Below are 13,896 nucleotides of genomic sequence, written 5' to 3' on the forward strand. Positions count from 1 at the left end.
CCATGTTGCGCTTCGTTAGACGGGTTCTTCGAACCCCGCACGTGCCACGACATGCGCCACGTCAATCCGGCTGGTCGGCTGGTCGGCTGGTCGGCTGTTTGGCCGATCGCCCTCGGGTCGGCCCCGCCGCCGACTGGAAGCGTTCCGTCAGAAACCGGCGGCGAGGCCGTCGCGGCGGCTGTCGCTCGCGGCCACGTAGCCGCGCTCGGGATCGTCGGGATCGAGGCGCCAGACGAACTGTCCGGAGCCGAAATCCATGTAAGGATCGTCGACCGACTTGATCGTATGGCCGCGCGCGGCGAGCGCGTCGACGGTCTGCCGGTTCATCGTCGCCTCGACGTCGAGCGTGAAGTCGCGGTTGACCTTCCAGCGCGGCGCGCAGCACGCGGCCTGCGGCTGCTGGTGGTAGCCGAGCATCCGCACGATGGTCTGCAGATGGCCTTGCGGCTGCATGTCGCCGCCCATCACGCCGAAGCTCATCACCGCCTCGGTGCGCCCGTCGACCTGCTCGGTGACGAACGCCGGGATGATCGTATGGAACGGCCGCTTGCCGCCCGCGACCACGTTCGGCGAGCGCGGATCCATCGAGAAACCGTGCCCGCGGTTCTGCAGCGCAATGCCCGTGCCGGGCACGACGAGCCCCGAACCGAAGCCCATGTAGTTGGACTGAATGAAGCTCACCATCATCCCGCGCTCGTCCGCCGCCGACAGGTAGATCGTGCCGCCCGAATGCGGGCGGCCGGCCGCGAAGTGCGTCGCCCGCGTGCGGTCGATCAGCTTCGCGCGTTCGGCGAGATACGCGTCGTCGAGCATCTCGGCCGGCGTCACGTCCATCGCGCGCGGGTCGGCGACGTAGCGATAGACGTCCGCGAACGCGAGCTTCATCGCCTCGATCTGCAGATGCTGCGAATCGGCCGAATCGACGGGCCAGTCGGTCACGCCCACGTGCTCCGCGATGCCGAGCGCGATCAGCGCGGCGATGCCCTGCCCGTTCGGCGGAATCTCGTGGACCGTATGGCGACCGAAGCGCTTGCCGATCGGCTCGACCCATTCCGGCCGGTACGCGCGCAGGTCGGCCTCGGTCAGCGCGCCGCCGCCTTCGCGCGCGAACGCCGCGAGCCGCGCGGCGAGCGCGCCTTCGTAGAACGCGCGCGGCCCGTCGTGGGCGAGCGTGCGCAGCGTCTGCGCATGGTCCGGCAGGCACATGCGCTCGCCGACGAGCGGCGCGCGCCCGCGCGGCATGAAGGTCTGGGCGAAGCCCGGCAGCGCGTGCAGCTCGGGCACGGCGGCCGCCCATTTGTGCGCGACGATCGGCGACACCGAATAGCCGCGCTCCGCGAGCTCGATCGCCGGTTCGAGCAGATCGGCGAACGGCAGCGAGCCGAACTTCGCGTGCAGCGCTTCCCAGCCGGCGATCACGCCCGGCACCGTGACGGTGTCCCAGCCGCGCGTCGGCTGCTTGGCGATGCCGTGCGCATCCTCGCCGTGACGCCGGCGGAAGTAGTCGGGATTCCACGCCGCCGGCGCGACGCCCGACGCGTTCAGCCCGGACAGCCGCTCGCCGTCCCATACGAGCGCGAACGCGTCGCCGCCGAGCCCGCACGACACCGGCTCGACCACCGTGATCGCGGCCGCGGCGGCCAGCGCCGCATCGACGGCGTTGCCGCCCTTCCACAGCATCCGCAGCCCGGCCTGCGCGGCGAGCGGATGCGACGTCGACACGACGTTGCGCGCGAACACGGGGATGCGGGTCGTCGGATACGGGTTGTGCCAGTCGAAGCCTGTCATGTCGGTTTTACCTCGTTGGAAGCTGGGATGAGCGCGCGGGCGCGGGGTTCGGTTCAGACTCGGCTCGGGCTGGCCTCGGCTCGGGCTCGGACTCCGCTCGCGAGCCGTTCCAGCGCCGTTCCGGCCCGCACTCGAGCTCCCCGCCCCGCGCGCGAACGGTCCGTTATTGCAGCGCGATCCGCGTGCTCGCGCAAATTCATTTGCGACATGAAATCATGCACCTGCGAACTGTATCCGCGGCCGTGGTGCGCCGCCGGCCGCTGCGAACGCGGTTCGCGCCCTTACAATATCCGGTCCGCACCACGATTCGACCGCCGAGCCATGACCCGAGATCCCCGCCTCACCCTCAACGCGCGCCAGCAGGAATTGCTCGAATGGGTGCAGCGCGACGGCTTCGTGACGGTCGACGATCTCGCGTCGCACTTCGCGGTCACGCCGCAGACGATCCGCCGCGACGTGAACTGGCTCGCCGACCTGAACCTGCTGCGCCGCTACCACGGCGGCGCGAGCCTGCCGACCAGCTCGGAGAACGTCTCCTACACCGCGCGCCAGCGGATGTTCCACGACGAGAAGCGGCGCATCGCGGCGCTGGCCGCGTCGCACATCCCCGATCAGGCATCGCTGTTCATCAACCTCGGCACGACGACCGAGGAAGTCGCGCGCGCGCTGAATCGCCATCACGGCCTGCACGTGATCACGAACAACCTGAACGTCGCGTCGATGATGAGCGGCTACCCCGACTGCGAGGTGCTGATCACGGGCGGCATCGTGCGGCCGTGGGACAAGGGGATCGTCGGCGAGCTCGCGATCGACTTCATCCGCCAGTTCAAGGTCGACTACGCGATCATCGGCACGTCGGCGATCGAGGCCGACGGCACGCTGCGCGACTTCGACACGCGCGAGGTGCGCGTGGCCGAGGCGATCATGCAGCATGCGCGCACCGTCTACCTGGTCGCCGATCATTCGAAGGTCGGCCGTCCCGCGCTGGTGCGCCAGGGGCACCTGAGCCAGGTGCACGCGCTGTTCACCGACAAGCCGCTGCCGCCCGAGATGACCGACACGGTGGCCGCCGCCGGCACCCAGGTGTACGTCGCCGAATGACCGCCGCGATGCTGCACCGCACGCGAAACTTCAAGTGAAATCAAGAAGTTCGCGCGCCGGCCGAACCGCTTGCGGCGCGCGCCTGTGTCAAACGGAAAATTAACGGGGCACGATTTGTCGTTGCCCGCACGCTCGACTAGACTCCAGTTCCCCGGCCCGTCGCACGATCCGCTCCTGGCAGCGCGTATGCGGCATCCCGGCCGGCGAATGCAGCTTTTCCCCCCAAGCCCTACCCGCGGGGTATCGCGCACCGGCGTTCACGCCGGCCGCGCGGGCAGACCGGTTGCCATGGAGAGAACGATGCTGAGTCCGCATGAATTCGCCACGCTATTGCTTGTGAAGGACGCCCCCGACCAGGGCGACATGGAGCGCGATGAACTCGACGCGCTGCTCGAACAGCAACTCGTCCGGCTGGAAGGCCTGGGATCGGGACGCCGATATTGCGTGACCGAAACCGGCGACGCCGCGCTGCGATCCATCAAATACCGCTATTCATGAAGCGCCCGCCGCACCGCCGTTCCAGATGACCCGCGCGCCGGCCGGATTCCCGGCCGCGCCGCTTTCCGCCTCCCTGCCGCCCCTCGTGCGTTCGCGCGTCAGCCGCCGCGCAGCGTCGGATCGACCGCCGCGCGCCAACTGATGGCCTGCGCGCGTGCGCCGTTGAAATACGCGATCCACGCGGCACGCTGCGCCGAGTTCGGCGCCGCGTAGCGCGCTGAAAGTTCGTTTACGAACGCACAATAGTTCGTTTCCGTCAGCCCCCGATAGCGTTTCGCCACGTACGCGTCGTACAGCGTCGAATAGACCGGCACCGCGTCGTCGCCCCAATCGCGCGCGGCGCCGCCGCAGCTCGTCTCCAGGTCGACGAACGACGGCGCGCGCCAGTTGCCCGCCAGCGGCGGCACACCGACGCCGCACCCCGCCAGCAACACGGCGCACGCGCCCGCCCACATCCCAATACGCATGATTCACCTCGCGAAACGGTCGATTGCCTCAGTATCGCCCGCGGTCGCGCCGCGCGCCACTGGCCCGCTTTTTCGAACTTTACTTTTTCGATTCCGTTCGTTAAATTTCGAATCCGAACATTTCATGTTCGCCAATTTCCATCAGACGATAAGGACAGCAGGTGACACAACCGAATCGCTACGATCTGCTCGTCGTCGGCGGCGGCATCAACGGCGCCGGCATCGCGCGCGATGCGGCGGGCCGCGGCCTGTCGGTGCTGCTCTGCGAGCAGGACGACCTGGCGTCGCACACGTCGTCGTGCAGCACGAAGCTGATTCACGGCGGCCTGCGCTACCTCGAATACAACGAGTTCGGCCTCGTCCGCAAGGCGCTGCAAGAGCGTGAAACGCTGCTGCGCGCGGCGCCGCACATCATGTGGCCGCTGCGCTTCGTGATGCCGCACATGCCGAACCTGCGGCCGGCGTGGCTGATCCGCGTCGGCCTGTTTCTCTACGATCACCTCGCGAAACGCGAGCTGCTGCCCGGCTCGCGCGGCATCGACATGCGCCGCCACGCGGCCGGCGCGCCGCTGATCGACTCGATCAAGCGCGGCTTCGTCTATTCGGACGGCTGGGTCGACGACGCGCGTCTCGTGGTGCTGAACGCGCTCGACGCGCAGGAGCGCGGCGCCGAGATCCTCACGCGCACCAAGCTCGTGTCGGCGCAGCGCGTCGGCGACGCATGGGAAGCGCGGCTCCAGCTTGCCGACGGCTCGATGCGCGTCGTCCACGCCCGCGCGGTCGCGAACGCGGCCGGCCCGTGGGTCGGCGAGGTGCTGCACGGCGCGCTGGGCCGCGGCGCGCATCACAGCGTGCGGCTCGTGAAGGGCAGCCACATCATCACGCGCCGCCTGTTCGAGCACGACCACGCGTACATCTTCCAGAATCCGGACAAGCGGATCATCTTCGCGATTCCGTACGAACACGACTTCACGCTGATCGGCACGACCGACGTCGAATACACGAGCGATCCGGCGAAGGTCGCGATCGATCGCGACGAGACGCAGTATCTGTGCGAGTCGATCAATCGCTATTTCAAACGCAAGATCTCGCCGGCCGACGTGCACTGGACCTATTCGGGCGTGCGCCCGCTGCTCGAAGACGAAAACGCGGCGAACGCGTCGGCCGTCACGCGCGACTACCGGCTCGAGATGGACGACGGCGCCGGCGCGCCGCTGCTGTCGGTGTTCGGCGGCAAGATCACGACCTTCCGCAAGCTCGCGGAGGAAGCCGGCGACATGCTGTGCCGCGCGCTCGGCCGCGACGCGCCGACGTGGACGGCCGGCGCGCCGCTGCCCGGCGGCGACATCCCCGACGCGAAGTTCGACGCGTTCGCCGACGCGTTCGCGACACGCCACCCGTGGCTGCCCGCCGCGCTCGCGCGCCGCTATGCGCGCGCGTACGGCACGCGCGCGGAGCGCGTGCTCGACGGCGCGCAGTCGCTCGCCGAGCTCGGCGCCGAAGTCGCACCGGCCCTGTTCGACGCGGAGCTGCGCTATCTGCGCGACGTCGAGTGGGCCACCTGCGCGCAGGACGTGCTGTGGCGCCGCTCGAAGCTCGGGCTGCACGTCGCGCCCGGCACGCTCGACGCGGTGACGGCCGCGCTCGACGCGTGGTTCGCCGCCGCACACGCGCCGCACGCCTGATCCGTTTGCAGTTGCAGTTTGCATTTGCAGTGGCCTTACCGATGTCGATTCACCGACGCGCCGCGTAATATGCGGCGCGCATCACAACTACGCCGATCCACGGATGGAGATGAGAGACATGCAGGACCAGTACATCCTCGCGCTTGACCAGGGCACGACGAGCTCCCGCGCAATGCTGTTCGATCGCCAGGGCAACATCGTTTCGATCGCCCAGAAGGAATTCGAACAGATCTACCCGCAACCCGGCTGGGTCGAGCACGACCCACAGGAAATCTGGTCGACGCAAGCCGGCGTCGCCGCCGAGGCCGTCACGCGCACGGGCCTGAACGGCACGTCGATCGCGGCGATCGGCATCACCAACCAGCGCGAGACGACCATCGTCTGGGATCGCGAAACCGGCCAGCCGGTCTACAACGCGATCGTCTGGCAGGACCGCCGCACCGCCGACTTCTGCGATTCGCTCAAGCAGCAGGGCCTCGAGGCGAAGGTGCGCGCGAAGACCGGCCTGCCGATCGACTCGTACTTCTCCGCGACCAAGATCCGCTGGATTCTCGACAACGTGCCGGGCGCGCGCGACAAGGCGCGCCAGGGCAAGCTCGCGTTCGGCACGGTCGACAGCTGGCTCGTGTGGAACTTCACGAAGCACGAGCTGCACGTGACCGACGTGACGAACGCATCGCGCACGATGCTGTTCAACATCCATACGCGCGAGTGGGACAGCGAGCTGCTCGAGCTGCTCGACATCCCGCGCAGCATGCTGCCGGAAGTGAAGGCTTCGTCGGAAATCTACGGCCATACGAAGACGACGGTGTTCGCGTCGAAGATTCCGCTCGCGGGCATCGCAGGCGACCAGCACGCGGCGCTGTTCGGCCAGATGTGCACAACCTCGGGCATGGTCAAGAACACCTACGGCACCGGCTGCTTCCTGATGATGAACACCGGCGACAAGCCGATCGAGTCGAAGAACAACCTCGTCACGACGATCGCCTGGCAGATCGGCGACGACGTGCAGTACGCGCTCGAAGGCAGCATCTTCATCGCGGGCGCGGTCGTGCAATGGCTGCGCGACGGAATGGGCATCATCAAGACGGCCGCCGAAATCGAAGCGCTGGCCGCGCGCGTGCCGCATACCGACGGCGTCTATCTGGTGCCGGCGTTCGCGGGCCTCGGCGCACCGCACTGGAATGCCCGCGCGCGCGGCTCGGTGTTCGGCGTCACGCGCGGCACGACGTCCGCCCATCTCGCGCGCGCGGCGCTCGACGCGATCGCGTATCAGTCGCTCGACGTGCTGGCCGCGATGGAAGCCGACTCGGGGATCAGCATCGGCGAGCTGCGCGTCGACGGCGGCGCGAGCGCGAACAACCTGCTGATGCAGTTCCAGGCCGATCTGCTCGGCGTCGACGCGGTGCGTCCGCAGATCACCGAGACGACCGCGCTCGGCGCGGCCTACCTCGCGGGCCTCGCGATCGGCTACTGGAAGAACCTCGACGAAGTGCGCAGCCAGTGGCAGCTCGATCGCCGCTTCTCGCCGTCGATGCCGAAGGAGCAGGTCAAGCAGTGCATGGCCGGCTGGCAGCGCGCGGTGCGCGCGGCCAAGGCGTGGGCCGACGACACGCAGTAAGCGCGGCGCTGGCCGCAACACGTCCAAACGAAATACAACAACACCGGCGGGCCGCGCAATGCGCGAGTCCGCCGCACTCCAAGAGAGACAACATGTCACCTTATATTGCGGAATTCATCGGCACGGCGATCCTCGTGCTGCTCGGCAACGGCGCGGTCGCAAACGTGCTGCTTGCGAAGACCAAGGGCAAAGGCGCGGACCTGATCGTCATCGTGATGGGCTGGGCGATGGCGGTGTTCGTCGCCGTCTACGTGACCGCGTCGTTCAGCGGCGCGCACCTGAATCCGATCGTCACGATCAGTCTCGCGCTGGCGGGCAAGTTCGCGTGGTCGAAGGTCGCCGGCTACGTCATCGCGCAGATGCTCGGCGGGATGGCCGGCGCGCTGCTCGTGTGGCTCGCGTATCGCCAGCACTTCGCGAACGAAGCCGACGCGGACCTGAAGCTCGCGGTGTTCTGCACGGCGCCCGCGATCCGCAGCACCACGCACAACGTGCTGACCGAAGCGATCTGCACGTTCGTGCTGATCCTCGGCGTGCTGTACCTTGCGTCGCCGCAGGTCGGCCTCGGCGCGCTCGACGCGCTGCCCGTCGGCCTGCTGGTGCTCGGCATCGGCATCTCGCTCGGCGGCCCGACCGGCTATGCGATGAGCCCGGCGCGCGACCTGTCGCCGCGCATCATGCACGCGCTGCTGCCGATTCCCGGCAAGCGCGACAGCGACTGGCGCTACGCGTGGGTGCCGGTGATCGGCCCGCTGCTCGGCGGCGCCGCGGCTGCCGGCCTGTATCTGCGCCTGCACGCGATGGCCTGAGCGCCGCTGCGGCGGCTCGCGGTTTCGAAACGGCGCGCGGCGGCAGCAGCCGCCGCACGCCTCATGAACTTCTCACCCGGCGTCACGGCGCGGTGCGCCGGTGACGGCCGCCGCCGCAGCTTGCGGCCCGCATCGGCTGGTGGCGAACCGCGTCGCGCCACAGCGGCTGCGCATTGGCTCCGCCTGCGCGACGACGCGCATCCTGACACGCGGCCGAAGCCACTCGCCGCGACGGCCAATCATCTGCACCGAAGCCGAATCTGTCAGCCGCACGCCGCCGGCACATCCCCCAAGCCCGCTGGCCGCATCGCGAAAACACGTATCATGGCGGCACGTTCGGCGTCGCCGACACCCCGCCTCTTCTTCATCATGCTCGATCACCTTATCTGCGACTGCGACGGCGTGCTCGTCGACAGCGAAGTCATCGCCGACCGCGTCCTGTTCGACACGCTGTCCGCCACGTTCCCGCACCTCGATTTCGAAGACGCTGCAAAGTCGGCCTTCGGCCAGCAGACGTCACGCTTTCTCGCGGGGCTCGAAGCGCGGTTCGGGATCAGGATGCCGGAGAACTTCATCGAAACCGTCGAGCACAACATCGAGACCGGTCTCGCGCAATCGCTCGCGCCGATCACCGGCGTGCGCGACGCGTTGATGCAGGTCGGCCTGCCGGCCGCGGTGGTATCGAACAGCCGGCTCGTGCGCGTGCGCAGCTCGCTCAAGCGCGCGGCACTCACCGAGATCTTCGGCGATCGCGTGTTCAGCTCCGAGCAGGTCGCGCGACCGAAGCCCTACCCCGACGTCTATCTGCATGCGGCGCAGACGCTCGGCGTCGAGCCGACGCGCTGCGTCGTCGTCGAGGACAGCGTGTCGGGACTGAACGCGGCGCGCGCGGCCGGCATGAAGACGATCGCGTTCGTCGGCGCGAGCCACATCCCGGACAACTACGCGGACGCGCTGCGCGCGATGGGCATCACGCGCATCATGCGCCGGATGGACGAACTGCCGGCGCTCGTCGCGGCCGGCGTACGCGGCGAATTCGGCGACGTGCAGTCCTGACGGTTGGCCGCCGCGCGATAAATCGACTGGTGCGCGCGGCTGCGCGCACGCGGTGCGCCGGGCGCAACGACGCGCCCGTGCGCCACGCTCAGGCCGGCTCGCAGCAGCGCTCGCGCGCGGCCGCCAGCGCCTCGCGGAATTCCACGAGTTCGGCGATCGTCAGCATCGGCAGCCCGTGCTGCTGCGCGAAGCGCTCGACGTCGTCGCCGCGCGTCATCGTGCCGTCCGGGTTCATCAGCTCGCACAGCACGCCGGCCGGCCTCAGGCCCGCGAGGATCGACAGATCGATCGTCCCTTCGGTGTGACCGCGGCGCGCGAGCACGCCGCCCGGTTGCGCACGCAACGGGAACACATGGCCGGGGCGAACGATGTCGTACGGCTTCGCATCGTCGGCGATCGCCGCGCGGATCGTCGTCACGCGGTCGGCCGCGGACACGCCGGTATGCACGCCTTCGCGCGCCTCGATCGACACGGTGAACGCGGTGCCGTTGCGGCTCTCGTTGGTCTGCACCATCGGCGGCAGCTCGAGCGCGCGGACCTTGTCGTCGGTCAGGCACAGGCACACGATGCCGCTGCACTCGCGGATCAGCAGCGCCATCGTCTCGGGCGTGATGCGCTCGGCGGCGACGATCAGATCGGCCTCGTTCTCACGGTCGTGATCGTCCTGCAACACGACCGCGCGGCCCGCGCGCAACGCGTCGAGCGCGGCGGCGATGCGCGGCGGCACCGGTTCGGATTCGAGCAACGGGAGATCGGCAAAGGCGTCGGCGGGTGCCGACGAAACGGACTTGAAGGACATGTGAAACGCTCCTCGCAATTACGATTTGGGCGAAAAACGTTTCAGGGCATTGCAAACAGACAGAACGACAATCCGCTACGCACGCACGGCGAAGCGGCCCTGACGGACATGACTATCTGCACATCTTCTCTCATCCGGACTATGACCGTCGGCTCTGGCATTCGACCAGATCTGCTGACCCCGCGCAGCTGCGCGGGCGCTCGCGGGCTCGCCGGCTTTCGCCAGCCTACCGCCGGTGGGGAATTTCGCCCCGCCCTGAAGACGCACTGATTGCCGGCCGGGACATCGATCCCGGAACCAGCGGGCAAAGCATACCTCAGCTGCAAACGCCGCGCAGCGAACCGCGGCTATACCCTTACCGGCGACACCGTCTAACGAAGTCGCCGCTACGGCCCGCCGCCCGCCGCGGCAATCGCGGCGTTCGCGCGCAATCAGCCGGCCGCCGAGCCGGCCGCGGCCGCATCGCGCACGTGCCAGCGCGGCGGCGCCTCGGGGCCGACCGTCACGCGGAACGCGCGCGCATCGCTGTCGCCGGGGTTGCGCAGGCTGTACGGCTGGTCGGCGTCGAACACGATCGCGTCGCCGGTCGCGAGCAGCTGGCGACGGTCATGCACGCTGACTTCGAGCGTGCCCTCGCTGACCACCAGATTGATCGTCGTGCCGGGCGCACGCGGCGTGCCAGGCTCCGTATGCAGCGGCGCGATGCGCAGCTCGTGGAACTCGGCCGCGGCCGGTTCGCCTTCCGGATACAGCGCGCGCGCGGAAAAGCGGCCGTTCGAGCTGACGACGCGCACCGCGCGCTCGGCCGCCAGATGCTCGAAGCCGTTCACCGCGTGACGGCGCAGGAACGCGGCGACCGACACCTTCAGGGCCGCGGCGATCTTGCAGAGAACCTTGATCGACGGCACGCTGCGCGCGGATTCGATCTGCGCGAGCATCGCGCGCGACACGCCGGACAACCGCGCGAGCGCATCGAGCGACAGTTGCCGCTCGGCACGCAGGCGCGCGAGATTCACGCCGACGACGTGCTCGAGCGCGTCGAGCGAAGCGGACGTCCGCGCGCCGGCGGCGTCGCCGGACTCGAACGAAGACACGTCGCGCACCAGCGCCAGGGGTGTAGACATAGCATGACCTCCGGGCCGCGATGCGGCCCTGCAATGGGGTAAGCCGGAATCGGAGTGCGCCATGCACGGCGCGTATCGACACGCTATCACCGGGCCCGGAGCGGGCAAACGAAGTTATCTTCACACCGTTATCAGCAGCGCGACGCAATGGGTGTTCCGCGCGACGTCTGTGCTCGCCCCTTGCCGGGATGGGGCCAGCAAGGGGCCGGAACGCACCGGCACGGCGGCGCGCGCCCGCAACCGGCCACCGGTCCGGCGGGCCGCGAAAAGCTATAATGGAAAGCTTTCCCGACGGCCTTTCCTGTCCAATGCGCGCCATATCATGCAGCGTGCATGCAGCGCGCGGCCGTCCCGATTCACCCTTGACGACGCCCCCAGGTCAACCACTGCGAACGGCGAACCCCATGACCAAGAAAGTTTACGTAAAGACCTTCGGCTGCCAGATGAACGAGTACGACTCGGACAAGATGGTGGACGTGCTGAATGCGGCCGAAGGCCTCGAGAAGACCGACACGCCCGAAGACGCGGACATCATCCTGTTCAACACGTGCTCGGTGCGCGAGAAGGCGCAGGAAAAGGTGTTCTCCGATCTCGGCCGCGTGCGCGAGCTGAAGGAAGCGAAGCCCGGCCTGCTGATCGGCGTCGGCGGCTGCGTCGCGAGCCAGGAAGGTGCATCGATCGTGTCGCGCGCGCCGTACGTCGACCTCGTGTTCGGCCCGCAAACATTGCACCGCCTGCCGCAGATGATCGACGCGCGCCGCGCGAGCGGCCGCGCGCAGGTCGACATCACGTTCCCCGAGATCGAGAAGTTCGACCATCTGCCGCCCGCGCGCGTCGAAGGCCCGAGCGCGTTCGTGTCGATCATGGAAGGCTGCTCGAAGTACTGCAGCTACTGCGTGGTCCCGTACACGCGCGGCGATGAAGTGTCGCGCCCGCTCGACGACGTGCTGACCGAAGTGGCCGGCCTCGCCGACCAGGGCGTGCGCGAAGTGACGCTGCTCGGCCAAAACGTGAACGCGTACCGCGGCGCGCTGAGCGCCGGCTCGGCCGACATCGCCGATTTCGCGACGCTGATCGAATACGTCGCCGACATTCCGGGCATCGAGCGGATCCGCTACACGACGTCGCATCCGAAGGAGTTCACGCAGCGCCTGATCGACACCTACGCGAAGGTGCCGAAGCTCGTGAGCCACCTGCACCTGCCGGTCCAGCACGGCTCCGACCGGATCCTGATGGCGATGAAACGCGGCTACACGGTGCTCGAATACAAGTCGGTGATCCGCAAGCTGCGTGCGATCCGCCCCGACCTGTCGCTGTCGACCGACATGATCGTCGGCTTCCCCGGCGAGACCGAAGACGACTTCGACAAGATGATGGCGCTCGTCCACGAGATGAGCTACGACACGAGCTTCTCGTTCATCTACAGCCCGCGGCCCGGCACGCCGGCCGCCAACCTGCACGACGACACGCCGCGCGAGGTCAAGCTCAAACGCCTGCAACATCTGCAGGCGACCATCGAGGAGAACGTCGCGCGCATCAGCCAGTCGATGGTCGGCAAGGTCGAGCGCATTCTCGTCGAAGGCCCGTCGCGCAAGGATCCGAACGAACTGTCGGGCCGCACCGAGAACAACCGCGTGGTGAACTTCCCGGCGCCGCTCGCCTCGCACCCGCGCCTGATCGGCCAGATGATCGACGTGAAGATCAACCATGCGTACCCGCACTCGCTGCGCGGCGAGCTGCTGCTCGTGAGCGACGACGCGAGCGCGGCCACCCACTGACCGACTGACGTTCCACAGGAGCCCGACGCTACTTTGAAGACCGTCCAAGCACTGGAATTCACCGCACCGCGCGACGACAACGCGCGCCTCGCGAACCTCTGCGGCCCGCTCGACGAGAATCTGCGGCAGATCGAACAGGCGCTCGACGTGACGCTCGCGCGGCGCGGCCACCGGATCACGATCCGCGGCCGCGGCGCGAAGCTCGCGCTCGCGGCGCTCGAGAACTTCTACAACCGCGCCCGCGATCCGCTGTCGGTCGACGACATCCAGCTCGCGCTGGTCGAAGTGCGTCACACCGCCGGCAACGGCCGGCAGCACACGGTCGACGTGCGCTTTCGCGGCGATCCCGATCATCCGTTCGACGAACCGGCGGCGGCGCTCGACGACGCCGCGCCCGACGAGGAACCCGCGCCGAAGCTGTACACGCGGCGCGCCGACCTGCGCGGCCGCACGCCCGCGCAGCGCGAATACCTGAAGCAGATCCTGCAGCACGACGTGACGTTCGGCATCGGACCGGCCGGCACGGGCAAGACCTACCTCGCGGTTGCATGCGCGGTCGACGCGCTCGAGCGCGACCAGGTCAAGCGGATCGTGCTGACGCGCCCGGCCGTCGAGGCCGGCGAGCGGCTCGGCTTCCTGCCGGGCGACCTCGCGCAGAAGGTCGACCCGTATCTGCGGCCGCTGTACGACGCGCTGTACGACCTGCTCGGCTTCGACAAGACCGCGAAGATGTTCGAGCGCCAGATGATCGAGATCGCGCCGCTCGCGTACATGCGCGGACGCACGCTGAACCACGCGTTCATCATCCTCGACGAGGCGCAAAACACGACGCCCGAGCAGATGAAGATGTTCCTCACGCGGATCGGCTTCGGCTCGAAGGCCGTCGTCACCGGCGACACGAGCCAGGTCGACCTGCCGCGCGGGCACAAGAGCGGGCTCGTCGAGGCGCAGCAGGTGCTCGGCGACGTGCGCGGGATCGCGCTCACGCGCTTCACGAGCGCGGACGTCGTGCGCCATCCGCTCGTCGCGCGCATCGTCGAGGCGTACGACGACTTCCACGCGCAACACAAGGACGCATGAGGACGCCTGACGACGCGTGACGCTGCTGCGGCGCCCGCGCGCCGCAGCAGCCACCGGCCCGGCCCGCCCGACGGCGCGCCGGGCATTTTT

At 68.5% G+C, this 13,896-nt stretch carries 12 protein-coding genes and 1 riboswitch; of the genes, 8 read left to right on the top strand and 4 right to left on the bottom strand.

Annotated features, from left to right (window positions below; translation table 11 throughout):
• Positions 1 to 147: 147 nt before the first annotated feature.
• Positions 148 to 1,788 (bottom strand): gamma-glutamyltransferase family protein, encoded by a 1,641-nt coding sequence (locus EX20_RS03555; RefSeq protein ID WP_034192686.1) that lies wholly within the window; start codon positions 1,786 to 1,788, stop codon positions 148 to 150.
• Positions 1,789 to 2,109: 321 nt separating this feature from the next.
• Between EX20_RS03555 and EX20_RS03560 the strand changes: the two genes are divergently transcribed.
• On the top strand, positions 2,110 to 2,889 hold the full coding sequence (locus EX20_RS03560; RefSeq protein ID WP_011885949.1) for a DeoR/GlpR family DNA-binding transcription regulator: 780 nt from the start codon (positions 2,110 to 2,112) through the stop codon (positions 2,887 to 2,889).
• A 300-nt stretch (positions 2,890 to 3,189) separates the two neighbouring features.
• Positions 3,190 to 3,387, top strand: coding sequence for a hypothetical protein (locus EX20_RS03565; protein WP_011885950.1), 198 nt, complete (start codon positions 3,190 to 3,192; stop codon positions 3,385 to 3,387).
• A 98-nt stretch (positions 3,388 to 3,485) separates the two neighbouring features.
• Here EX20_RS03565 and EX20_RS03570 read toward each other — a convergent pair whose 3' ends face one another.
• On the bottom strand, positions 3,486 to 3,854 hold the full coding sequence (locus tag EX20_RS03570; RefSeq protein WP_011885951.1) for a hypothetical protein: 369 nt from the start codon (positions 3,852 to 3,854) through the stop codon (positions 3,486 to 3,488).
• Between the two features lie 161 nt (positions 3,855 to 4,015).
• Between EX20_RS03570 and glpD the strand changes: the two genes are divergently transcribed.
• The 4 genes from glpD (at position 4,016) to EX20_RS03590 (ending at position 9,025) form a co-directional block, all read left to right on the top strand.
• A complete protein-coding gene (gene glpD / locus EX20_RS03575; RefSeq protein WP_034192687.1) occupies positions 4,016 to 5,539 on the top strand; it encodes a glycerol-3-phosphate dehydrogenase in 1,524 nt (507 codons plus the stop codon).
• Between the two features lie 118 nt (positions 5,540 to 5,657).
• On the top strand, positions 5,658 to 7,160 hold the full coding sequence (gene glpK, locus EX20_RS03580; protein WP_034192688.1) for a glycerol kinase GlpK: 1,503 nt from the start codon (positions 5,658 to 5,660) through the stop codon (positions 7,158 to 7,160).
• Positions 7,161 to 7,252: 92 nt separating this feature from the next.
• Positions 7,253 to 7,969, top strand: coding sequence for an MIP/aquaporin family protein (locus EX20_RS03585; RefSeq protein WP_011885954.1), 717 nt, complete (start codon positions 7,253 to 7,255; stop codon positions 7,967 to 7,969).
• 369 nt (positions 7,970 to 8,338) lie between these two features.
• The gene (locus EX20_RS03590) at positions 8,339 to 9,025 is read left to right on the top strand and encodes an HAD family hydrolase (RefSeq protein ID WP_011885955.1); all 687 of its coding nucleotides are present in this window, start codon (positions 8,339 to 8,341) and stop codon (positions 9,023 to 9,025) included.
• 88 nt (positions 9,026 to 9,113) lie between these two features.
• Here the strand turns inward: EX20_RS03590 and ribB are convergent, their stop codons facing one another.
• Both ribB and EX20_RS03600 read right to left on the bottom strand, forming a co-directional pair.
• Positions 9,114 to 9,824 carry a 3,4-dihydroxy-2-butanone-4-phosphate synthase gene (gene ribB / locus EX20_RS03595; RefSeq protein WP_011885956.1) on the bottom strand — a complete coding sequence of 237 codons (711 nt, stop codon included), beginning with the start codon at positions 9,822 to 9,824 and terminating at the stop codon, positions 9,114 to 9,116.
• Between the two features lie 118 nt (positions 9,825 to 9,942).
• A riboswitch (FMN riboswitch) is annotated at positions 9,943 to 10,091 on the bottom strand.
• A gap of 164 nt (positions 10,092 to 10,255) precedes the next feature.
• Positions 10,256 to 10,948, bottom strand: coding sequence for a helix-turn-helix domain-containing protein (locus tag EX20_RS03600; RefSeq protein ID WP_011885957.1), 693 nt, complete (start codon positions 10,946 to 10,948; stop codon positions 10,256 to 10,258).
• 404 nt (positions 10,949 to 11,352) lie between these two features.
• On the opposite strand from EX20_RS03600, the gene miaB reads away from it, so the two are divergent.
• On the top strand, positions 11,353 to 12,726 hold the full coding sequence (gene miaB, locus EX20_RS03605; protein ID WP_011885958.1) for a tRNA (N6-isopentenyl adenosine(37)-C2)-methylthiotransferase MiaB: 1,374 nt from the start codon (positions 11,353 to 11,355) through the stop codon (positions 12,724 to 12,726).
• Between the two features lie 33 nt (positions 12,727 to 12,759).
• Complete coding sequence (locus tag EX20_RS03610; protein ID WP_011885959.1) at positions 12,760 to 13,806, top strand: PhoH family protein; 1,047 nt, start codon at positions 12,760 to 12,762, stop codon at positions 13,804 to 13,806.
• Positions 13,807 to 13,896 lie beyond the last annotated feature (90 nt).

It is taken from the genome of Burkholderia sp. WP42 (assembly GCF_000745665.1).
GTDB lineage: Bacteria > Pseudomonadota > Gammaproteobacteria > Burkholderiales > Burkholderiaceae > Burkholderia > Burkholderia vietnamiensis.